The following is a 22,751-nucleotide window of genomic DNA, read 5'->3' as shown; positions in this document are numbered from 1 at the left end:
ATTTTACCTGACAGAACAAAGGCGTGTCGTTATAATTGCCCGCGTTATTTTGTGTAAAGAAAAAGGAGCATCAATGACCACGCCATTTCCTCGTATCCGCAAGGTTGTATTCCCCGTGGCAGGCATGGGCACGCGCTTTTTGCCCGCCACCAAAGCCAACCCCAAAGAAATGCTGCCGATTGTGGATAAGCCCTTGATTCAATACGCGGTGGAAGAAGCGATTGAAGCGGGCTGCGATGAAATTATTTTTGTAACAGGGCGCAGCAAGCGCAGCATCGAAGACCATTTTGACAAAGCCTACGAGCTGGAAAACGAGTTGGCATTGCGCGATAAAAAAGCCATGCTCACCCAAGTGCAAAATATTTTGCCCGCAGGCGTGAGCTGTTTTTACACGCGCCAAGCCGAAGCCTTGGGGCTGGGACACGCGGTGTTGTGCGCCTTGCCTGCGGTGGGCAATGAGCCATTTGCCGTGATTTTGGCGGACGATTTAATTGACGCACCACGCGGCACCATCGCACAAATGATTGATGTGTACAACCAAACAGGCAGCAGCGTCATCGGCGTGCAAACGATTGACCATTCGCAAACCCAATCCTACGGCATGGTGGAAACCAACGCATGGCAGCAATACCAACGCATCCACAGCATTGTAGAAAAACCCAAGCCCGAGGACACCGAATCCAATCTCGCCGTGGTGGGGCGCTATGTTTTAACCCCGCGCATTTTCCAATTGCTGCAAACCATCGGGCGCGGTGCGGGCGGCGAAATCCAGCTCACCGATGCCATCGCCAAGCTGGTGGAATATGAACCCGTGCTTGCCCATGCGTTTGAAGGACAGCGCTACGATTGCGGCAGCAAAATCGGTTATCTAGAAGCCACGCTGGCTTATGGTTTAAAACATCCCGAAACAGGCGAGGCGTTTAAAGAATTGTTGCAACAATATGCCGCCAAGCTGGCATAGCGCGAGCGTTTAGCAAAGCAATAGGCAGCCTGAAAACGTAACAATACAGTTTTCAGGCTGCCTTTGTTGTATGACAGCGCCTGTGTTTACGCCCAACCCGTCCGCATTAAGGCAGCCTGAAAGCCGCAAACCCATCCCGAAAGATTCCCATGCCCCACATCGCCCTTATCCCCGCCGCAGGCATCGGCAGCCGCTATGGCGCCGCCACCCCCAAACAATACGCCCCCCTGCTCGGCATCCCCATGCTGCAACACACGCTCAACCGCTTTGCCGCCAATCCGCGCATTGCCCACATCGCCGTCATCATCTCTCCCAGCGATACATGGTTTGCCAACTGCATCACGCTGCCTGCCAACGCCAGCGTCCACCCACAAGGCGGCGACACCCGCGCCCACAGCATCGCCAACGGCATCGCCCATCTGCTGAACCAACAGCTCATCCAGCCCAGCGACACCTTGCTGGTGCACGATGCCGCCCGCTGCTGCCTGCCGCAAAGCGCGCTCAACCGCCTGCTGGATGCGCTAGATAACGACCCACACGCCCAGCAACACGGCGCATTGCTCGCCATCCCCGTTGCCGATACGCTCAAACGCCAAGCCGCCCCGCATCTGGTGCACAGCGCACAAACCATCCCGCGCGCAGGCATCTGGCAAGCGCAAACCCCGCAAGCCTTTCAGGCTGCCTTATTGCACCGCGCCCTGAGCCAAAGCGATTTAAGCCAAATCACCGACGACGCTTCCGCCGTAGAGCAACTCGGCTTACAACCTGCGCTGGTAACAGGCGACAGCCGCAACATCAAACTCACCCGCCCCGACGATGCCGCCCTTGCCGAATACTTCCTGCAACAGGCAGCCTGAAACGCCCCGTCGCGCGCCTTTTGCTAACTTTACGCAATCATAACAAACCCCCCGCGCAAAAAAATTTACAATAACGCCCTTTAACAAACCGCCCCGCGCATCATGCAAAAAACCGTCCTTTTCCTTGCCGCCAGCTTCTTGCTCACCGCCTGCGCCAGCCATTCAGGCAGCCTGAAAGCCGCATCCCGCGCCGCCACGCGCATAGAAGTTTATCGCAGCGACAACGCCATTCAATGCCAAGGCGGCGGCATCAGCCCCGAAGCCATGCAACGCGAATTGAGCGGCATCCAAGTCTTCGCCGCGCGCAAAGACGAGCTGCGCGGCGTTGCCTTCCCCAGCGTGTGCGGCGGCGCAACGGGCAGCATCAACGTGTACACCATTCAACAAGCCGACCAAGCTGCCGCCGAACAACGCGGCTTCCGTGTATTCCAAGCAAACGAATAACGCAAAGGCAGCTTGAAAACGCCAAAACAGTTTTCAGGCTGCCTTATCCCACATTCAACCAGCATGCTAAATTTCACCCTGCAACCCCTATCCCCCCACGACCGCCCCACCTTCATCCGCCAACTGCAACACGCCTTTCAGGCTGCCTTTGAGCATCAACCCAACGCCCCCCAAGAATTCGTGATTTCCGAGCGCGAAATCACCGAATCGCTGGATACCGAACACGCGCAAGCGTTTGGCGTGTGGGTGGCGGGCAAATTATCGGGCGGCGTGGTGCTGTCCATCCGCCCCAATCACTTCAACGCGCTGGATTTGTTTTACATTGACCGCGCCGCGCATGGGCAGCAACTTGGCTTTCGCGTGTGGCAGGCGGTGGAACAGATGTTCCCCGAAACCATCGTTTGGGAAACGCACACGCCCTATATGGAAAAGCGCAACATCCATTTTTATGTGAACAAATGCGGCTTCCAAATCGTCGAATTCTTCCACGCCAAACACCCCGACCCGCATCAAACCGATACGGCATTTGACGGCAGCGATGAATTTTTCCGCTTTGAAAAATGGATGAAACCGCAGCATCAATTTATTTTTCAGGCTGCCGCAAACGCATAAGGCAGCCTGAAACCCCGTTTTCAACTTCCCACCGTGTTCGTATTCAGGCAGCCTGAAAAGTCAAAGGCAGCCTAAAAAGCAAATAAAAGGCAAAACCATGTCGCTCATAGAATGCAAAAACATCAACCGCTATTTCGGCACAGGCGAAAACCGTGTGCACGTGCTCAAAGACATCAATCTCACCATAGAAAAAGGCGATTTTGTCGCCATCATCGGGCAATCAGGCTCGGGCAAATCCACGCTGATGAACATTCTCGGCTTGCTAGACACACCCACCAGCGGCACATACAGCATCGCAGGCACCGAAACCTCCAAAATGAGCGCAGACGAACTTGCCGCCATGCGCCGCAAACGCTTCGGCTTCATCTTCCAACGCTACAACCTGCTCAGCTCGCTTACCGCGCGCGATAACGTTGCCTTGCCCTCCGTGTACGCAGGCATCGGCTACGCCGAGCGCAGCCAACGCGCCGATATGCTGCTGGACAAACTGGGCTTGCAAGGCAAAGAAAAAAACAAGCCCAGCGAACTCTCAGGCGGGCAACAACAGCGCGTATCCATCGCCCGCGCCCTGATGAACGGCGGCGAAATCATCTTTGCCGACGAGCCCACAGGCGCGCTGGATTCGCACAGCGGCGAAAACGTGATGGAAATTATCCACCAGCTCTACAACGACGGGCACACCATCATCATGGTAACCCACGACCCCAAAATCGCCGCCCAAGCCAACCGCGTGATTGAAATCCGCGACGGCGAAATCATCGCCGACAGCAGCAAAAGCGAAGAAATCCACCCCAGCAACGTGCAAGCCATTCAAGAAAAACGCGGCTTGGCGTTTTATAAAGACCAGTTTAACGAAGCCTGCAAAATGTCGGTGCAGGCGATTGTGGCGCACAAAATGCGCTCCCTGCTCACCATGTTGGGCATCATCATCGGCATCGCCGCCGTGGTGTCCGTGGTGGCATTGGGCAACGGCACGCAGGAAAAAATCCTGAAAGATATCAGCTCCATGGGCACCAACATGATCAGCATCTACCCCGGCAAAGGCTTCGGCGACCGCCGCTCGGGCAAGGTGAAAACGCTCACCGTTGCCGACAGCCAAGCGATTGCAGGGCTAAGCTATGTGGAAAGTACCACCCCAGGCAGTTACAGCAGCGGCACATTAACCTACAAAAACATTGACTTAACCGCCAGCGTGGCGGGTGTGGGCGAGCAATATTTTGATGTGCGCGGGGAAAAAATCGGGCTGGGGCGATTGTTTAACGCGGAAGACGTGAAAGACAACGCGCAAGTGGTGGTGATTGATGAAAACACGCAGAAAAAACTGTTCCCCGATGGCGAAAACCCGCTGGGCAAAGTGGTGCTGCTGAAAAAACGCCCGCTCACCGTCATCGGCGTGTTGAAAAAAGACGACAACCAATTTGAAGCCCCGTCCGACAGCTTGCAGATTTACACGCCCTACACCACGCTGATGAGCCAAATCAGCGGCAATAAATACATCAGCAATATCACGGTGAAAGTTAAGCCCGATGTGGACACGCAAACGGCAGAAAAAGGCATCACCGAGCTGTTGCGCGCGCGGCATGGCACGGAAGATTTCTTTACGCAAAACAGCGACAGCATTAAGAAAATGGTGGAAAAAACCACGGGCACCATGGCGTTGCTGATTTCGTCTATCGCTGTGATTTCGCTGGTGGTAGGCGGCATTGGCGTGATGAATATTATGCTGGTGTCCGTTACCGAGCGCACCAAAGAAATCGGCGTGCGCATGGCGATTGGCGCGCGGCAAAACAGCATTTTGCAGCAGTTTTTGATTGAAGCGATTTTGCTGTGTTTGATTGGCGGGCTGGCAGGCGTGCTGATTTCGTTTGGCTTGGCTTCGCTGTTTAACAGCGTGGTAACCGATTTTGCTATGTCGTTTTCCACAGCTTCCATTATCGGCGCGGTGCTGTGCTCATCGGCAATTGGCGTGCTGTTTGGCTATATGCCCGCCAAGAATGCGTCTAAGCTCAACCCGATTGATGCGCTGGCGCATGATTGATGAAAAAACATAGGTAGGGTGTGCAGCTTTGCTGCGCACGCAGCTTGAAAGGCAGCCTGAAAATGGAAAAATAAGCGTTTCAGGCTGCCTTTATGTCGCAAATTATGCTTGGGTGCATTGTGCAGTTTGTCGCCCCAGAGGCAGCCTGAAAATGGAAAATATCGTTTTCAGGCTGCCTTTTGCTTGTCTTTTGCCCGCGCAGGCGTTTCGCCGCCTACCACGAGCAGGGGCAAGCCCCTGCACCCCACGCAGTATCAACCATTCCTTGCCTGATTTCAGGCTGCCTTATCGCGCAACCCGCCGCCCTTTGACCCACCCGCCCCACCTTTGCTATATTCCGCCGCCCCAGCCCGCTGCAAAAGGAAACCCATGCTCAGCTACCGCCACGCCTACCACGCAGGCAATCACGCCGACGTGCTCAAACACTTCACGCTCTACACCATCCTCAACTACTACAACCAAAAAGACAAACCCTATTGGTATATAGACACCCACGCAGGCGCAGGTTTATACGACCTACACAGCAGCGAAGCCAACAAAGTGGGCGAATACCAACAAGGCATCGCACGGCTATGGGCAGTTTATGGGCAGCCTGAAAACCAAGATGCCGCCGCCCCAAGGCAGCCTGAAAACCCCCAACCGTCCGAAGCCCTAACCGCCTTCGCCCAATTTGCCCAAACCCTTGCCGCGCACGAAGCCGAACCCGCCGCCCAACTCTACGCAGGCTCGCCATTATGGGCAGCCAAACTGCTGCGCCCCGCCGACAAACTGCGCCTGTTTGAGCTGCACCCCGCCGATTTCGCTCTGCTGCAAAACAACCTCCACGCGCTGCGCCTTGGCAAACGCGCCATCGCCAAACAAGAAGACGGCTTCGCAGGACTGATTAGCCTACTGCCCCCCGCCACGCGCCGCGCCGTCGTGTTGATTGACCCACCGTATGAGCGCAAACAAGATTACGCCCAAGTCGTCCACACCCTGCGCGACGCGCTCAAACGCTTTGAACAAGGCTGCTACATGGTTTGGTATCCCTGTTTAAGCCGCGAAGAAAGCCACACCCTGCCCGAAAAACTCGCCAAACTGCTGCCCGACAACCACCTTCGCGCCGAACTGCACGTCCACGCCCCCCGCGCCGACGGCTTTGGTATGCACGGCAGCGGAATGTTTATCCTCAACCCGCCCTATATTTTAGATCGCGTGTTGCGCGAAGCCCTGCCCGAACTGGTGCGGCTATTGGCGCAAGACAACGGCGCAAAATTTATCCTAAACAGCCAAATCCGTTAGGCAGCCTGAAAACGCAACATGGCGCGGCGAGGCTGGTTGCCAAGATACTGGCAAATGGTTGGCAATTCACAGAATGATGATGAAACAATCAAGGCAGCCTGAAACGCATAAAACGCATTTCAGGCTGCCTATGTTATTCCACTAAACGCAAACCATTGCTTAATATCTAACTAACAAAATTCAATCCAAAAGCCTATTTATTTACAAATATTAACAAAAAATCAACCTAATTTTACGCGGGGGGGGGGGTAGCATTACAGACTTTCACACAACCCTTCTTTTTGGAGAGAACTATGTTAAAAAATTTAAGTTTAACTTTAATCGCCGTAGCCGTATTATCGGCTTGTAGCAGCAGCGGTGGCTCGCCCAGCAGCCGTTTGGACACAGGCGCAAACGTGATTGGCGCAGGTCAAACCAATAACAATGGCAACAACAACGGCAACAACAATAATAACAACGGCAATAACAACAATGGCTCGGATTCAAACGGCAGCGTGTTCCCGAAAAAGAATGATCCGCAGCCGCAGCCTAATCCACAACCGCAACCAAACCCACAGCCTCAGCCCAATCCACAACCACAGCCTAATCCACAACCTCAACCTAACCCTCAACCACAGCCCAATCCTCAACCAACCCCACAACCCCAACCTAATCCGCAACCACAGCCAACCCCTCAACCCCAACCCACTCCGCAGCCTAACCCACAACCAAATCCGCAGCCTCAACCTAATGACCCTGTTCCCGCAGACATAAAAGCCGAAGTTGAGAGAGCAAAAATGGTAACAGCTAAGGATCTTACTGCGAATGTAGATTTTATTCTGAGCCACAACCCGCTCTATGAATTAACCATTGATGGCAAAACCTATCACTATCACAATAAACACGCTTCAGTAGAAAATGACCCCGTTAATCTTGCAGATTTAGGCATGGGATATTCTTCTCGCCAAGTGGTTTATTCGGTTACGCCAGCAACTGCGCCTGATGGCACGATTGACCTTGACCCATCTAAAAAAGATACCGCTACTGGTGTATTAAATGCGTATCAACGTCCTTATTCTATTGTTTTTTCTGAGACGCTTCCAAGTTACAGGGTAGCTGGTGTGCCTGAATTCTCTTTTAATCCTGAGTGTAAGGCAAATCTTGCTAATAAAGACTGTCTCAAAATTTCAAAAATGTACACCGCAGGTTATCAAACGCCATGGAGTGCTTTTGAGAATTTCGCAAAAGGCAACCAAAAATTTATCTACACAGGAGAGGCATTTACAGAGGGTGCTGTACCCGAAAAAGGTGCATTCAATTATCAAGTTGCCTTTGGTCTTGATGATGACGTACTCACCGCAAAAGGCTCAGGCAGTATCACAGGCATCAATAGTCTAGGTACGGTTACTTTGGGCGAAGGTAAACTTAGCATGATATCGCACTATACTAATGATTTGGAGCACGCAGGCGTAATCAATGGTCTTGCAACAGCAAGCAATGGTGGTAGAAAGGGTTCCTACTTACTTAATTTCTTCGGTCCAAACGCTGAAGAAGTAGCGGGTACGGGAGCTGTTATAAATGAGGATGGAGTTACCCCAACCCAATTCGGTTTCAGCGGTGCCCGCTAACCCCCACTAACCCCATCAGGCAGCCTGAAAATCCCCACCCGAATTTCAGGCTGCCTTACTTTTCCCACATCTGCACCAATCCCATGAAAAAACACCATCTCCCCACCCTAATCCTGCTCACCTTGTTTTCAGGCAGCCTGAAAACGCTGTGGGCGCAAACTTTATCCGACCAAGAAAATTACATCTATCAACCCCAAGCGCAAACGCCGATTGGCAAACCGATTGGCTCGCCCATCAACAGCGCGTCTGAATCCGCTTCATCCCCATCATCCGCATCGCAAGGGCAGCCTGAAAACCCATCAACCCCAGCCCAATCAACACAAACCAAGCCCCGCCTAAACGAAGACGACTTACGCGCCAATCCCCAGCTCACCGAGCAGTTGGTCAATCAAGCCCTATTGGAGCGGCAATGGGATTTTCTCGCCGCCTTACTGCCCATTTACCAAAGCCTCCCTGAGCATAACCCCACGCTCTATAAATACGCACACGGCGCAGCAGCACGAATGAAAGCCAAGCATCGCCAAGCCGTGCGCGATTTTGGCGAGATTTTGCAAAACGAGCCCAATCTGCCTTATGTGCGGCTGGATTACATGGCTATGTTGTTTGAAAACAAGCAATACCGCCAAGCTAAGCAGCAAGCCGATATTTTGCTCAACGACAGCAACACGCCCGAACCAATCCGCCAGCTTGCCGAGCAAGCCAAAACGGCGGTGGACAAGCAGCAAAAATGGAAATTTGACGGCTATCTGCAATACGAACAAACCGACAACGTAAACGATGCCTCTTATGTGCGCGAACTGCGCATCGGCGGCTACACCTTTGTGCGCGACCCCAGCAGTTTGCCGAAAAAAGCGCACGGCATTCGCTACGGCGTATCCGCCAGCAAAAGCCACAACATTGGCGGCAACCACAATTTAGTATTCAGCAGCAACATCGGCGGCATCTATTATTGGGACAACCACGACTACAACGAAATCAACAGCACCATTCAAGGCGGCTATCAATACCAAGACATCCGCCGCACATTCAGCGCGCAGCCCTTTTTTGGCTACGATTGGCTAGGCGGGCATCGGTACAGCAACCGCCGAGGCATCCAGTTGAATTACAGCCAATGGCTCGGCAACCGCTGGCAAGCTAGTTTATCTGCCAGCCATGCCAAACGCTATTACCGCAACCATGCCATCGCCAAAAATTTCAACAGCGTGCTCAACAGCGGCTCGGCAACGCTGGCGTTTATCCCCAAGCCCAACATCATGCTGTTTACAGGCATAGATTGGCTGAACGACAAAACCCGCCTAACCAGCCAAGCCTCGCGGCGCAAAGGCGTGCGCATCGGCGCAGCAGGCACGTTTAAAGACTGGGTGGGCGCACGAGTAGATTACCGCATCGGCACACGCCAGTTTAACGCGCCACACTATTTCTTCACCCGCACCACACGGCGCGACATAGAACGCCAATGGCAAGGCTCGCTGTGGTCGCCCAAACTCACATGGCATGGCTTAACGCCGAAGCTGAACTATCGCCATGTGGAAATTGACAGCAATATCCCCGCGCTGTATTCGCGTAAGAGTGGGCAATGGTTTATGACGGTGGATAAGCAGTTTTGAGGGGTGGGATGCGTTGAGGCAGCCTGAAAATGGGGGAATGCGTTTTCAGGCTGCCTTTGTTATCTGTGCGGATAGGCGGCCTGAAAATGGATTTTAGCGTTTTCAGGCTGCCTCAAATATTTTGCAATCCTATCCCATCTCCCAAAAGCAGCCTGAAACCCCATCATCCGTTTCAGGCTGCCTTTGTTCACATGATAAAATCCCACCCATCGCAACCCCATCAAATCCCCCCACCATGCCCCCCATCCCCCTACGCGCCCATTCCGAATTTTCCATCACCGACAGCATCATCCGCATTGGTGACTACGTTGCCGCCGCCCGCGCCGCAAACTATCCCGCCCTCGCGCTCACCGACCTGATGAACACCTTTGGGCTGCTCAAATTCTACAAAGCCTGCCGCAAAGCAGGCATCAAGCCCATTTGTGGCGCAGACGTGCGCATAGAAAACCCCGAGCAGTCTGAAAAGCCCTATCGCGCCGTGCTGCTCATCCGCAACGAGCAAGGCTACATCCGCCTCAACGAACTGCTCACCGCCGCCTTTGAAGCCGACGACCGCAACAAACACACCCCGCAAATCAACCAAGCATGGCTTGCCCAAGGCGACAACAGCGGCTTAATCTGCCTATCAGGCGCGCACATGGGCGAAGTCGGCAGCCATTTAATGCTGGGCAACGAAGACAAAGCCCACGCCGCCGCGCAAAAATACGCAGCATGGTTTCCCAACGCCTTTTATTTGGAACTGCAACGCCTGCCCGAAAAGCCCGACTGGGAAACCAGCGTTTCAGGCAGCCTGAAAATCGCCCAAGCCCTGCAACTGCCCGTGGTTGCCACCCATCCCACCCAATTTTTGCAACAAGGCGACTACAAAGCCCACGACGCGCGCGTGTGCATCGCAGGCGGCTGGACGCTCATCGACCCCAAACGCCCGCACGACTTTACCCCCAGCCAACACTTCCTCTCCACCGCCGATTTTGCCGCGCGCTTTGCCGACATCCCCGAAGCCCTGCACAACAGCCAAGAAATCGCCAAACGCTGCAATCTCACGCTCACGCTGGGCAAAAACTTCCTGCCGCTGTTCCCCACGCCCGATGGCATGGGTTTAAACGACTACCTGCGCCATCTTGCCAACGAAGGGCTGCAAGAACGCCTAGCCGTGCTGTATCCCAACGAAGCTGAGCGCGCCAAAAGGCAGCCTGAATACCAAGCGCGGCTGGATTTTGAGCTAGACATCATCATCAAAATGCAGTTCCCAGGTTATTTCCTCATCGTGCAAGACTTCATCAACTGGGCGAAAAACAACGGCTGCCCGGTGGGGCCGGGGCGCGGCTCGGGCGCAGGCTCGCTGGTGGCGTATTCGCTCAAAATCACCGACCTAGACCCGCTTAAATACGCGCTGTTGTTTGAGCGATTTCTCAACCCCGAGCGCGTGTCCATGCCTGACTTTGATATTGACTTCTGCCAAGCCAATCGCGGGCGCGTGATTGAATATGTGCGCGAAAAATATGGCAAACAAGCCGTGAGCCAAATCGTAACCTTCGGCGCGATGTCGTCCAAAGCCGTAATCCGCGATGTGGGGCGCGTGCTGCAACTGCCGTTTGCCCTGTGCGACCGTTTGTCCAAACTTATCCCGCTGGAAGCCAACAAGCCGCTGCATTTAAAAGACGCGCTCGCCGCCGAGCCCGAAATTGAACAAATCATCCGCGAAGAAGAAGCCGACGAGCTGCTCAACCTTGCCATGAAGCTGGAAGATTTAACCCGCAATCTGGGGATGCACGCGGGCGGCGTGTTGATTGCGCCGAGCAAAATTTCCGATTTTTGCGGCGTGTATCAAGCCGATGAAAATGCCTCGCCTGTGTCTATGTTTGATAAGGGCGATGTGGAAGAAATTGGGCTGGTGAAGTTTGACTTTTTGGGGCTGCGCAACCTCACCATCATTGAAATGGCGCAAAACTTCATCCGCCAAACCACAGGCGAGCAAGTGGATGTGAGCCATATCCCGCTGGACGACCAAGTTGCCTACAAAATTTTCCGCGATGCCAACACCACCGCCGTGTTCCAGTTTGAATCCAGCGGCATGAAAAAAATGCTGGCGCAAGCCAACACCACCAATTTGGAAGAAATCATCGCCTTTGTGTCGCTGTATCGCCCCGGCCCGATGGACTTGATTCCCGACTTTATCGAACGGATGAAAGGCGCGAAGTTTGAATATATGCACCCGCTGCTGGAACCCGTGTTAGAGCCGACCTACGGCATCATGGTGTACCAAGAGCAGGTGATGCAGGCGGCGCAAGTCATCGGCGGCTATTCGCTGGGCGGTGCGGATTTGCTGCGCCGCGCGATGGGCAAGAAAAAGCCCGAAGAGATGGTGAAACACCGCGAAATTTTTGCCGAAGGCGCAGCAAAACAAGGCATCAGCCGCGAAAAAGCCGATGAAATTTTTGACTACATGGAAAAATTTGCGGGCTACGGCTTCAACAAATCGCACGCGGCGGCGTATGCCTATGTGTCGTATCAAACCGCGTGGCTCAAAGCGCATTACCCCGCCGAATTTATGGCGGCGACGATGTCGTCCGAATTGGACAACACCGACCAGCTCAAAGTGTTTTTTGATGACGCGCAAAGCAAGCTCAACGGCATCCGCTTTTTGCCGCCCGATGTAAACGAATCGTTTTACCGCTTTATCCCCAATGCGCAAAAACAAATCCGCTATGCGCTGGGCGCCATCAAAGGCACAGGCGAAGCGGCGGTGAACGCCATTGTGGCGGCGCGCGAAAGCGGCGGCAAATTCAAAGATTTGTTTGATTTTTGCGAACGCGTGGGCAAGCAACACGCCAATCGCCGCGTGCTGGAAGCGCTGATTCGCGGCGGCGCGTTTGACAGCATAGAACCCAACCGCGCTATGCTGCTGGGCAATATTGACCTTGCCATCGCCCAAGCCGAACAAAAAGCCGATAACGCCAACCAAGGCGGCTTGTTTGATATGGTGGAAGACGCGCTGGCAGATGTGCCGCTACAATACATTGAGCCGTGGAACGAAGCCACCAAGCTCGCCGAAGAAAAGCAAGCCATTGGTTTTTATTTGAGCGGGCATCCGTTTGCGCCCTATGCCAGCGAAGTGCGCGCCTTTGCGCCCACGCCATTAGGCAGCCTGAAAGCCAAAGACGGCACACAACGGCTGGCAGGCTTTGCCACCTCCATCCGCAGCATCATGACCAAAAACGGCAAAATGATTGCCCTGCTGCTGGAAGACGACACCGCCAAGCAAGAAGTCATCATCCGCGGCGATTTGCTGGACGGTATCCCCAAAGAAACGCTGAAAGCCGACCAAATCTTGATTTGCGATTGCAGCGTGCGCGAAGACCGCTTCAACCCCGATGGCGGCTTGCGCGTGAACGTGGCCAACATCGGCAGCGACGAGCAAAAGCAAGCCGGCATCCACCGGCTCAACGAAGCCCGCTCCCGCTTTGCCATCAGCCTCACGCTCAACCTGCGCCCCGAGCACGACATCGAAGCCCTCGCTAAACTGCTGCGCCCGCACACCCAAGCCAACGGCAACAAAATCCCCCTGTTTTTCACCTACGCCAACGACCGCGCCCACGGCACGCTGCTGCCCAACGCCAAATGGCGGCTGGTGTTGAGCAACGAATTGCTGGATGGCTTGGTGGCAATACTGGGCGAACGCGCCGTATCAACACGGTTTAGGTAGCACAGGGCGGCACACTCCGTTTTCAGGCTGCCTTACGGGCAGAATGCGCCCATAGGCAGCCTGAAAATCCCATTTATTTGTAGCGTACCCCCGCGCCCACTTCATCACACAAGGACAGCCATGGACATCAAACAAAACATCCTCGCCCAATGCCGCGCGCAAAATGTTCAAGTAACCCCGCTGCGCGAACACGTTTTAGACATCGTATTGCAGCTGGACGGCGTGATTAAAGCCTACACCGTGCTGGCGCAAATGCAGCGCGAAAGCCAAAACGTGCTCGCCCCGCCTACTGCCTACCGCGCGCTGGATTTTTGGGCGGAGCAGGGCGTGTTGCACAAAATCCCCGCCGTAAACGGCTACATCCTATGCAGCCATGTGCAACACGAATGCAACAGCCATTGCCACAGCGATGCCCACAGCCACAACAGCAGCTTCATCCTTGTGTGCACCCAATGCGGCACGGTGGACGAACAAAGCCTAAACCGCGAATGGCAAGCCCTGCACCAAGCCGTAGAACAAACAGGCTTCGCGCTCAACGAAGAACACGTGGTGCTTACAGGCGTGTGCGGCAAATGCCGCGCGTAAGGGCTTGTGTAATGCCTAACCCGTTTTCAGGCTGCCTCAATGGAATGGAGCGGCGACGGCTCGTCGTCAAATGGCGTATTAAATCGGCTGCGCTGGTTGATTAAAATGTCGGCAAGCACTGGTGTTGGTTTTGCAAAGGTTTCAGGCTGCCTTAAATCATCATCAAAGGCAGCCTGAAAATAGAAAAACCGTTTGGTGTAGAGCCAAACGGTTTTTTTACGGGATAGATTGGTTTTAGCTTCGCAACTCCGCCGCGCTCCGCAGGCTGCCTAATTCATCACATCCGTTTACTACTGCCAGCCCCTCCCCTACGTCCAGCCGAACGGAGCATGCTTTTTTCGGGAACAAGCGTGCGCTTGTCCGACGACGCGCAAAGCGCGGCTAGTTCGCACGCGCCGAAAAAAGGATGCGGAGGTGAGGGAAGTCTGCGAAGCAGACCTGTACGTCGGGGTCGCCTTTCTTTTGCTTTGAACCTGTATTCATTAGCCGCGTGAATAGATTTTGTGGCATAAAAGCATGGATACAAGGCGCAAAGCACAGCAAGGTTGGATACCTTGCGAGCATTTGCAACGCCGTAGCCATGTTTTTAGGGCGAAAAAGCTGTCGCGCGGATGATGAATGCAGGTTCACACTTTGGCGAAGCAAAGAAAAGGAAGTGCCCCGTCGGCACGAGACGCATGGTTAAAGCGACACTCAAAGCCAGCCACAAAGCACAAATCCCATTTTCAGGCTGCCTAGACATTAAAATTATTCATATTGCCGCTGGAAATTTTTCATTTGTATTCATGCAAGATTAAGCGCAATATCCCCCGTTCTGTAATCTTTCAACCCAAAACGTCCACTAGGAGACCCCTATGACCACCTTCCACCTATCAGGCTACCCCCGCATCGGCGGCAAACGCGAGCTCAAATTCGCCACCGAATCCTTCTGGAAAGGCGCAACCAGCGAAGCCGAGCTGCAAACCGTAGCCGCCGACATCCGCCGCGCCAACTGGGCAGCGCAACACGCCGCAGGCGCGGATTTGCTGCCCGTGGGCGATTTTTCGTTTTACGACCATGTGTTGGATTTGCTGTGCGCCGTGGGCGCGATTCCCGCGCGTTTCGGTTTTCAGGCTGCCAATCTGACCCTGCCGCAATACTTTGAACTGGCACGCGGCAACGCCACCCAATTTGCGATGGAAATGACGAAATGGTTTGACACCAACTATCACTACATCGTGCCCGAATGGCATGCCGACACCCAATTCTCCGCCCACCCCGAGCGCATCATTGCCCAAATCCGCGAAGCCCAAGCGCAAGGCTACGCCGTGAAACCCACGCTGGTGGGCCCGCTCACCTTGCTGTGGCTGGGCAAGAAAAAAGAAGACTTCGGCTGTCGCATCAAAACGCTGATGCCCAAACTGCTGCCCGTTTACCAACAATTATTGCAAACCATCGCCGATGCAGGCGTGGAATATGTGCAAATCGACGAGCCGATTTTGGCGGCTGATGCGGGCAAACCTTGGCTGGAAGCCTTCCCCGAGGTTTACCAAGCCCTCGCGCAAACACCTGTGCGCATTATCTTGGGCACTTATTTTGCCAGCGTTGCCGAACACGCGGCGTTGTTAAACAGCTTGCCGATTAGCGGTGTGCACATTGATTGCGTGCGCGCGTCCGAGCAGTTGGCAACGTTTGTAGCGCAACTAGACAGCAGCAAAATCCTATCCGCAGGCGTGGTGGATGGGCGCAACGTGTGGCGTGCCAACTTGCGCCAAATCGTTGCCAACTTGCAAGATGCCAAAGCCAAATTTGGCGACAACCTGTGGGTTGCCCCAAGCTGCTCCTTGTTGCACAGCCCGCAAGATCTTGCGCTGGAAGAAAAACTGGATGCCGAAATCAAATCTTGGATGGCGTTTGCCGCGCAAAAATTGGTGGAACTGGGCAACATCAAACAAGCCTTGCAAAACGGTTTAGACAGCATTCAGGCTGTCTTAGCCGCATCCGATGCCGCCCAAGCCGACCGCGCCAGCAACAGCAAAATCCACAACGCCGCCGTGCAGGCGCGCATTGCCAATCTGCCCAAAGGCGCAGACCAACGCGGTGCACCGTTTGCCGAGCGCATCAAAGCGCAGCAAGCCCAGCTTCACCTGCCCCTGCTGCCCACCACCACCATCGGCTCGTTCCCGCAAACCACCGAAATCCGCCAAGCCCGCGCCGCGTTCAAAAAAGGCGAGCTTTCCGCTGCCGATTACGATGCCGCGATGAAAAAAGAAATCGCCTACTGCGTTGCCGAGCAAGAAAAATTGGGCATTGACGTGTTGGTGCATGGCGAAGCCGAGCGCAACGATATGGTGGAATATTTTGGCGAACAGCTGGCGGGCTATTGTTTCAGCCAATTTGGCTGGGTGCAAAGCTACGGCAGCCGCTGCGTGAAACCGCCCATCATCTACGGCGACGTATCGCGCCCCAATCCGATGACGGTTTATTGGTCCAGCTACGCGCAAAGCCTGACCAAACGCCCGATGAAAGGCATGCTCACAGGGCCGGTTACCATGTTCAAATGGTCGTTTGTGCGCGACGATGTGCCGCTCTCGCAAGTGTGCAAACAAATCGCGTTGGCGTTGAACGATGAAGTGCTGGATTTGGAACGCGCAGGCATCACCGTTATCCAAATTGACGAACCTGCCATCCGCGAAGCGATGCCGTTGAAGAAAAACCAATGGGATGAATATCTTGCATGGGCTTGCGAGAGCTTCCGTTTAACCAGCACAGGCACGGCAAACAGCACGCAAATCCACACCCACATGTGTTACAGCGAGTTCAACGACATCCTGCCCGCCATCGCCAGCATGGATGCGGATGTGATTACCATTGAAACTTCGCGCTCCGACATGGATTTGCTGACTGCGTTCGGCGAATTCAAATACCCGAACGACATCGGCCCGGGCGTGTACGACATCCACAGCCCGCGCGTGCCCACTGAAGCCGAAGTGGAGCATTTGTTGCGCAAAGCCATCAGCGTAGTGCCGCTGGAACGCCTGTGGGTGAACCCCGACTGTGGCTTGAAAACACGCGGCTGGACAGAAACTATTGAGCAACTGCGCGTGATGATGGCTGTAACCAACAAGCTGCGCAGCGAGTTTGCCGCGAAGTAATCCGCGCAGAATAGGGCGGGCATTGGCTGCCCACCTTTCTGCTCGCGCAAAAGGCAGCCTGAAAATGGTTTTACCCCGTTTCAGGCTGCCTCATTACCATCGCAAATCATTATGGCTACTGGCTCAACACAAAGGCAGCCTGAAAACGCCTTAGCAAAGCCACCCACAAAGGAATCAACATGACCTCCATTTCCCGCAGTCTCAGCTTTGAATTTTTCCCCACCCGCACCCCCGAAGGGCGCGCCAAGCAAATTCTTGTGCGCCAAGAGCTCAAACAGTTCAACCCGCAATTTTTCTCCTGCACCTCGGGCGCAGGCGGCTCAACGCGCGAGGGCACGCTGCAAACCGTGCGCGATATTCTAAACGAGCAAACCCCCGCCGCCCCGCATCTGCCGTGCATCGGCATGCTGGAAAACGAAATTGTTGAATTGCTGCAACAATACAAAGACATCGGCGTAAACCGCCTGATTGCCCTGCGCGGCGACATCCCATCGGGCACAGGCTTTGGCATGGAAGGCTTGCGCTACGCCAACGAACTCGTTGCCCTAGTCAAACAAAAATTTGGCGACCACTTTCACACCATTGTCGCCGCCTATCCCGAATACCATCCCCAATCGCAAAACGCCGCCGACGATTTGCGCTACTTCGTGCAAAAAGTGAACGCAGGCGCGGACAGCGCCATCACGCAATATTTTTTCAACGCCGATGCCTATTTTAACTTTGTGGACGATGCCCAACGCGCAGGCGTGGACATCCCCATCATCCCCGGCATCATCCCCGTGGACAGCTTTACCAAGCTGGTGCGCTTTTCCGATATGTGCGGCGCGGAAATCCCGCGCTGGCTGCGGCTCAAACTGTATTCCTACGCCGACGATGCCGAATCCATCCGCGCCTTTGCGCTGGACGTGGTAACGCACATGTGCGAACGCCTGCTGCAAGGCGGTGCACCGGGGCTGCATTTTTACACGCTTAACCGCGCCGATTTATCGGCAGAGATTTGCAAACGCCTTTACGGCGAGCCTGCGAAGTGAGGCAGCCTGAAAACGAGCAAAGCGAGTTTCAGCGAAGCTAAAACGGCGGCAGCCAAGCCATCAAGCAACGGCATCATTTCATCGTTCCCAGCCAATTCAAAGGCAGCCTGAAAACGAGTTTTCCGTTTTTCAGGCTGCCTTATGCTTTGTTTGATGAATTGAGTTGGGTTGAATGAGCGAATGGCTTGTGGTTTACAGCTTGGAGTGTCGCGCCGATTTGTGCGCGAGCGTTGGTAATCAGATTATCAGCAAAACAAGCAGCATAGAAAACCAACAAAGGCAGCCTGAAAACCCGTTTTCCGTTTTTATAGTCGCTCCAATTAAGCCTTATACAGCGTTGGCTCGTCTTGCTGTACTATTTGTACTATCTGCGACTCGCCGCCTTGTATAAGACTTAATTGGAACGACTATAGCTTCGCTGAAACTCGCTTTGCTCGTTTTCAGGCTGCCTTTTTGCCGTCGCTGCCGTCGCCGAACAAACGGCTGTCCCAATATTCGCACCCGCCCGTTTCCAGCCGCCGCGCAAACAGCCGCGCCCACGATTCGGGCAGCGGCAGGCGCAATACGGCGCGCATTTCGTCTGCATCGCAGCAGCGGCTGTCAATCAGCGCCAACACCCGCGCCACCGTCCATTCGGGAAACGGACGCGAGAGCAAAAACACTTCATCGCCTGCCGCCACTTCGCCTGCCGCCAACACGCGCAGATACCAGCCGCAGCGCAAACTCTGCTGCACACGCAACGCCATATCCGCCACGCCGAAACGCTCGTTCAGCTTCCAACACGGCTGCCGCCCCTGGCTCACGGCAAAACGCGCCGTGCCGATCTGCCATTCGTCGCCGATGCACACCGAGTGTTCATCCGCGCCATCAAGGCAAAAATTCTCGCCAAAGCCGCCTGCGTGCATGTTTTGCGCCGCAGGCAGCTCGCGCCGCCAAGTGTCGTAATGGTACAGCGCGTAAACGTGCACCGCCTTGTCTGCGCCGCCGTGAAAACGCGGATCGCCCACGCTATCGCCCGCCAAACCGCTGGGCGTAACGGCGATTTTGCTGCTGACAGGCTGCTTGTTAATCGCGCTTTGTTGGTTGCGGGCAAAGTTTTCAGGCTGCCCGATGCGGATTTGTCGGATTTGGGCGATGGGGTGCATGGTGTTTCCTTTTATTTGTTTGGAGGCAGTCTTGTAGGTTGGGTTGCCAAACCCAACGTTTCCGATGATTTCAAGGCTTTGTTGGGTCTCGACCCAACCTACAGTACTGGAACTTTTGACGGTGAAACTCGCCGCACAGCACGCAGAACGGCTGGATCAACACGCCGCCGACGCGCACGCGCAGCTCTACCGTTTGGAACGCGGCAACGCGGTGCGCGTGTTTCGCGGTAAGACGTTTGCGGAATAAAGAGTTTATACAGAGTGGGCACTCGTTGCCTACGCGTTTTCAGGCTGCCTGAAAAATAAAAAGATTGGGAACGAATCCCAACCTTTTTATTTTTCTACATTGGATTTTAATAACGCAATGATTTCTTTTAACGCTTCAATCTCTTTGTCTTTTTGTTTTAATAATTCATCCTTTGCATCAAGCAATAATTGGAATTTATCCATTGAATTTAAATTATGGCTATTTACATTATTGTCGCCGATGGAAAAGAAAAACGTTTTATCTTGGTTGGTAATTAAATCTACCATATCAATGTTAAAAATTTGTGCAATTTGTTTTAGTTTATCAATACTTATGTTAGTTTGCCCACGTTCGATTTTCGCATAACCATTGGCGGACATAGCCAATTTTTCCGCCATTTCTTCTTGCGACCATTGGTTAATTTCTCTCATCACGCGAATTTTGTCGTGGACTTCCATTTTTTATCCTTTAATTTCTTTCAGGTTGCCTGAAAGAGTGGTTTTCGATATTTAAAGTGTTGATTCTATCATTTTTGGTTGGTTGTTAAAAGTTGTTATGAAGCATAGCATACAATTTTAAAAATTTTACGCATATATAGGAAATGGGAATTTACATTATTGGAATAGTGGTTACATATTGCTTTATTTTTTGGACAAGCACAAAAACTACTGAAAAGCAACTATTGTTTACACAGATACTTCTTTCAGTATTGTGGCCACTTCATTGGATATTATTTTTAATAATATATTTTAAAGAACATTTAATGTCAAAAAAAGGATAACACAGAAATGGGTTTTTTCAGTAGATTATTTAATCCGATAGATACCAATTATTCGCCAGAGACAAAGGAAATTTACAATAAAGGCGTAATTGCTTTGTCCAAAGGAAATATAAAGCAAGCCATTAATTATTTTGAACGCGTCAATTATGAACACCCTTCTGCTGCTTATAATCTTGGACTAATCTATTTGGACGGTGCAGGCTGCCTTGTTCCTAATTATGAAAAAGCACGTCAATATTTCCAACAAGCCGATAAAATGGGGCATAAGAAAGCAAAACAATCTGCTGAAATTATTGGACTGAATGAAGAAGTATTTTATAGTTTAATTCCAAATCCAAATAATGAAGTTTTGCAAGAAAGGTTTATTAAGTCGTCATTGCAATTTTTTGAAGGTGGGCAATATGGTAATTTAGCTTACATCTTGGCTCATATGTTTATTTTATGGAATGAAAATTTTACATCGTATTCTTACCCGCGCGTATTTCTAGATAAAGAAAAATTTAAAGAATTGATTACTGAATTTATCACTTATGAAGTTTATTGTATTCGGAATTTTTCTAATAAGGAAATTAATCAATTTTATCAAGTATCATCGCTGACTCATGTAAATGCAGATTGGGAACATTTTTACCCTTTAAATATGTTTTTAAAACAAAATACCGAAGCTAAATTATCAGAATATTTTAATTTGAATGCTGTACCAATGTTATTAGGCATAGCAAAACAATTTCATAAGAAAAATCTAAAATTAGAAGATTTTGGTGTATTGCGGTTAATGGTCGTAAATTATGTTTATGAGTATTGTATAAATAAATTTGGAAAAGATTTTTTTGATATTGATGAAGACGATAATTCTGACGATGAATCGCCTTTTTAATCATTTCAAATTTAAATAAAATTTGGATTAGTAAAAAATGGCTAATCCACTTTTCTTTTTCAGGCAGCCTGCAAGACAATTTTGCACAATATTGGCTCGACATGCGGCAACGCGGTGCGCGTGTTTCGTGGCAAAACGTTTGCGGAATAAAGGGCAAACAAAGTGCAGGCTGCTTTTCGGGTTTTTAAACCTTCAAAAGCAGCCTGCACTTTGTTTATCGGTCGTATCAGCCGTTCAACTTCACCGAATGCTCGCGCGTTTCGTGGAACACGATGTCTGGCCAGCGCTCCTGCGTTAAATTCAAATTCACCCGATTGGGCGCGAGGTACGCCAGATTGCTGCCCGCGTCCACCGCCAGATTGCCCGCGTTCGCCTTTTCAAACTCCGCCAGCTTTTTCTTGTCGTCGCACGACACCCAGCGCGCCGACCAGATGGATGCGTTGTCAAACACCGCTTCCACGCCGTATTCATTCGCCAGCCGCGACGTTACCACTTCAAACTGCAACACGCCCACCGCGCCCAAAATCAAATCCGCGCCGCTCATCGGCTTGAACACCTGCACTGCGCCTTCTTCGCCCAGCTGCTGCAAGCCTTTTTGCAGTTGTTTGATTTTCAGCGGATTTTTAATGCGCACGCTGCGGAACAGCTCGGGCGCGAAAAACGGGATGCCGGTGAACGCCAGTTGTTCGCCTTCGGAGAAGCTGTCGCCGATTTGGATATTGCCGTGGTTGGGGATGCCGATGATGTCGCCCGCGTAGGCTTCTTCCACCAGCTCGCGGTCGTGCGACATGAATGTTACCACGCTGGAGGCGGCGATTTCGCGGTTGATGCGCAGGTGTTTCATTTTCATGCCGCGCTCAAACTTGCCCGAGCAGACGCGCAAAAAGGCGATGCGGTCGCGGTGTTTCGGGTCCATATTGGCTTGGATTTTAAACACAAATCCCGAGAATTTGGCTTCGTCGGGCGCAACTTGGCGCACGGTGGCATCGCGCGGCTGCGGCGCGGGCGCCCAGTCAATCAGCGAGTTCAAAATTTCCTGAATGCCGAAATTGTTGATTGCCGAGCCGAAGAACACGGGCGTGAGTTCGCCCGCCAAAAATTCTGCCAAATCAAACTCATTGGACGCCGCCTGAACCAGCTCAATCTCATCGCGCAGCTGCTGGATTTCCAGCGGAAAACGCTGCGCCAACTCGGGATTGTCAATGCCTTTAATCACGTCAAACTCGTGCGGTAAACGCTCGCCGCCCGCTTCAAACAAATATACTTCGTCATTCAGAATGTGGTACACGCCCTTGAAGTTTTTGCCCATGCCGATCGGCCAAGTTACGGGCGCGCAGCGGATTTGCAGGATATTTTCCACTTCGTCCAGCAGTTCCAGCGAATCGCGCACTTCGCGGTCGTATTTGTTCATAAAGGTAACAATCGGAGTATTACGCAGGCGGCAGACATTGAGCAGTTTGATGGTTTGCGCTTCCACGCCTTTGGCGGCGTCGATGACCATCAGCGCGCTGTCCACGGCGGTGAGCACGCGGTAGGTGTCTTCCGAGAAGTCTTGGTGGCCGGGGGTGTCCAAAAGGTTGACGGTGTGGTCTTTGTAGTCAAACTGCATCACCGACGACGCCACCGAAATGCCGCGCTGCTTTTCGATTTCCATCCAGTCGGATGTGGCGAATTTGCCGGTTTTCTTGCCCTTTACCGTGCCCGCGCTTTGGATGGCGCCCGAAAACAGCAAGAGCTTTTCGGTGAGCGTGGTTTTACCCGCGTCGGGGTGGGAGATGATGGCAAAGGTGCGGCGGCGGCGGACTTGGTCTAGGATTTCGGACATGGGAACTCTTTTG

At 52.8% G+C, this 22,751-nt stretch carries 20 protein-coding genes; 16 read left to right on the top strand and 4 right to left on the bottom strand.

Annotated features, from left to right (window positions below):
• The first annotated feature begins 73 nt into the window (after nucleotides 1-73).
• The 9 genes from galU to JDW22_RS11610 all read left to right on the top strand — a co-directional run bounded on the left by galU (nucleotide 74) and on the right by JDW22_RS11610 (nucleotide 9,407).
• Nucleotides 74-961, top strand: a complete 888-nt coding sequence (gene galU, locus JDW22_RS11650) for a UTP--glucose-1-phosphate uridylyltransferase GalU (RefSeq protein WP_200523198.1) — start codon at nucleotides 74-76, stop codon at nucleotides 959-961.
• Nucleotides 962-1,110: 149 nt separating this feature from the next.
• Nucleotides 1,111-1,818 (top strand): 2-C-methyl-D-erythritol 4-phosphate cytidylyltransferase, encoded by a 708-nt coding sequence (ispD, locus tag JDW22_RS11645; RefSeq protein ID WP_200523197.1) that lies wholly within the window; start codon nucleotides 1,111-1,113, stop codon nucleotides 1,816-1,818.
• A 102-nt stretch (nucleotides 1,819-1,920) separates the two neighbouring features.
• The gene (locus JDW22_RS11640) at nucleotides 1,921-2,262 is read left to right on the top strand and encodes a hypothetical protein (RefSeq protein ID WP_200523196.1); all 342 of its coding nucleotides are present in this window, start codon (nucleotides 1,921-1,923) and stop codon (nucleotides 2,260-2,262) included.
• A gap of 12 nt (nucleotides 2,263-2,274) precedes the next feature.
• Entirely contained in the window at nucleotides 2,275-2,874 is a 600-nt protein-coding gene (locus JDW22_RS11635) for a GNAT family N-acetyltransferase (protein WP_200523195.1), read from the top strand.
• 97 nt (nucleotides 2,875-2,971) lie between these two features.
• Nucleotides 2,972-4,912, top strand: a complete 1,941-nt coding sequence (locus JDW22_RS11630; protein ID WP_200523194.1) for a MacB family efflux pump subunit — start codon at nucleotides 2,972-2,974, stop codon at nucleotides 4,910-4,912.
• A gap of 369 nt (nucleotides 4,913-5,281) precedes the next feature.
• Nucleotides 5,282-6,193, top strand: coding sequence for a 23S rRNA (adenine(2030)-N(6))-methyltransferase RlmJ (locus JDW22_RS11625; RefSeq protein WP_200523193.1), 912 nt, complete (start codon nucleotides 5,282-5,284; stop codon nucleotides 6,191-6,193).
• 510 nt (nucleotides 6,194-6,703) lie between these two features.
• Nucleotides 6,704-6,946 (top strand): hypothetical protein, encoded by a 243-nt coding sequence (locus JDW22_RS11620; protein ID WP_200523192.1) that lies wholly within the window; start codon nucleotides 6,704-6,706, stop codon nucleotides 6,944-6,946.
• Nucleotides 6,947-6,969: 23 nt separating this feature from the next.
• A complete protein-coding gene (locus tag JDW22_RS11615) occupies nucleotides 6,970-7,800 on the top strand; it encodes a factor H binding protein domain-containing protein (RefSeq protein WP_200523191.1) in 831 nt (276 codons plus the stop codon).
• A gap of 83 nt (nucleotides 7,801-7,883) precedes the next feature.
• Nucleotides 7,884-9,407 (top strand): surface lipoprotein assembly modifier, encoded by a 1,524-nt coding sequence (locus tag JDW22_RS11610; protein ID WP_200523190.1) that lies wholly within the window; start codon nucleotides 7,884-7,886, stop codon nucleotides 9,405-9,407.
• Between the two features lie 59 nt (nucleotides 9,408-9,466).
• On the opposite strand, the gene JDW22_RS11605 is transcribed toward JDW22_RS11610, so the two are convergent.
• A complete protein-coding gene (locus tag JDW22_RS11605; RefSeq protein WP_200523189.1) occupies nucleotides 9,467-9,628 on the bottom strand; it encodes a hypothetical protein in 162 nt (53 codons plus the stop codon).
• Between the two features lie 14 nt (nucleotides 9,629-9,642).
• Between JDW22_RS11605 and dnaE the strand changes: the two genes are divergently transcribed.
• The 5 genes from dnaE (at nucleotide 9,643) to JDW22_RS11580 (ending at nucleotide 18,254) form a co-directional block, all read left to right on the top strand.
• Nucleotides 9,643-13,113 carry a DNA polymerase III subunit alpha gene (gene dnaE / locus JDW22_RS11600; RefSeq protein ID WP_200523188.1) on the top strand — a complete coding sequence of 1,157 codons (3,471 nt, stop codon included), beginning with the start codon at nucleotides 9,643-9,645 and terminating at the stop codon, nucleotides 13,111-13,113.
• Between the two features lie 120 nt (nucleotides 13,114-13,233).
• Complete coding sequence (locus tag JDW22_RS11595; RefSeq protein ID WP_200523187.1) at nucleotides 13,234-13,698, top strand: Fur family transcriptional regulator; 465 nt, start codon at nucleotides 13,234-13,236, stop codon at nucleotides 13,696-13,698.
• 854 nt (nucleotides 13,699-14,552) lie between these two features.
• Nucleotides 14,553-16,832 carry a 5-methyltetrahydropteroyltriglutamate--homocysteine S-methyltransferase gene (gene metE / locus JDW22_RS11590; RefSeq protein ID WP_200523186.1) on the top strand — a complete coding sequence of 760 codons (2,280 nt, stop codon included), beginning with the start codon at nucleotides 14,553-14,555 and terminating at the stop codon, nucleotides 16,830-16,832.
• Nucleotides 16,833-17,011: 179 nt separating this feature from the next.
• A complete protein-coding gene (gene metF / locus JDW22_RS11585) occupies nucleotides 17,012-17,863 on the top strand; it encodes a methylenetetrahydrofolate reductase [NAD(P)H] (protein WP_200523185.1) in 852 nt (283 codons plus the stop codon).
• Nucleotides 17,864-18,035: 172 nt separating this feature from the next.
• Nucleotides 18,036-18,254, top strand: a complete 219-nt coding sequence (locus JDW22_RS11580; RefSeq protein ID WP_200523184.1) for a hypothetical protein — start codon at nucleotides 18,036-18,038, stop codon at nucleotides 18,252-18,254.
• Between the two features lie 49 nt (nucleotides 18,255-18,303).
• Here JDW22_RS11580 and JDW22_RS11575 read toward each other — a convergent pair whose 3' ends face one another.
• Nucleotides 18,304-19,008 carry an MOSC domain-containing protein gene (locus tag JDW22_RS11575; protein WP_200523183.1) on the bottom strand — a complete coding sequence of 235 codons (705 nt, stop codon included), beginning with the start codon at nucleotides 19,006-19,008 and terminating at the stop codon, nucleotides 18,304-18,306.
• A gap of 121 nt (nucleotides 19,009-19,129) precedes the next feature.
• Here JDW22_RS11575 and JDW22_RS14030 point away from each other — a divergent pair, with 121 nt between their 5' ends.
• On the top strand, nucleotides 19,130-19,255 hold the full coding sequence (locus JDW22_RS14030; RefSeq protein ID WP_268884246.1) for a hypothetical protein: 126 nt from the start codon (nucleotides 19,130-19,132) through the stop codon (nucleotides 19,253-19,255).
• 86 nt (nucleotides 19,256-19,341) lie between these two features.
• Here JDW22_RS14030 and JDW22_RS11570 read toward each other — a convergent pair whose 3' ends face one another.
• On the bottom strand, nucleotides 19,342-19,713 hold the full coding sequence (locus tag JDW22_RS11570) for a helix-turn-helix domain-containing protein (RefSeq protein WP_200523182.1): 372 nt from the start codon (nucleotides 19,711-19,713) through the stop codon (nucleotides 19,342-19,344).
• 330 nt (nucleotides 19,714-20,043) lie between these two features.
• Here JDW22_RS11570 and JDW22_RS11565 point away from each other — a divergent pair, with 330 nt between their 5' ends.
• Nucleotides 20,044-20,913: an SEL1-like repeat protein gene (locus tag JDW22_RS11565; protein ID WP_200523181.1), complete on the top strand. Its 870-nt coding sequence runs from the start codon at nucleotides 20,044-20,046 to the stop codon at nucleotides 20,911-20,913.
• Nucleotides 20,914-21,139: 226 nt separating this feature from the next.
• Here the strand turns inward: JDW22_RS11565 and JDW22_RS11560 are convergent, their stop codons facing one another.
• On the bottom strand, nucleotides 21,140-22,738 hold the full coding sequence (locus JDW22_RS11560; protein WP_200523180.1) for a peptide chain release factor 3: 1,599 nt from the start codon (nucleotides 22,736-22,738) through the stop codon (nucleotides 21,140-21,142).
• Between the last annotated feature and the right edge of the window lie 13 nt (nucleotides 22,739-22,751).

This window comes from Kingella bonacorsii (genome assembly GCF_016623605.1).
In the GTDB taxonomy this organism is placed as follows: Bacteria; Pseudomonadota; Gammaproteobacteria; order Burkholderiales; family Neisseriaceae; genus Kingella_B; species Kingella_B oralis.
Note: the sequence above shows the minus strand (reverse complement) of the source record. Positions and strands in the feature narration are given on the sequence as shown.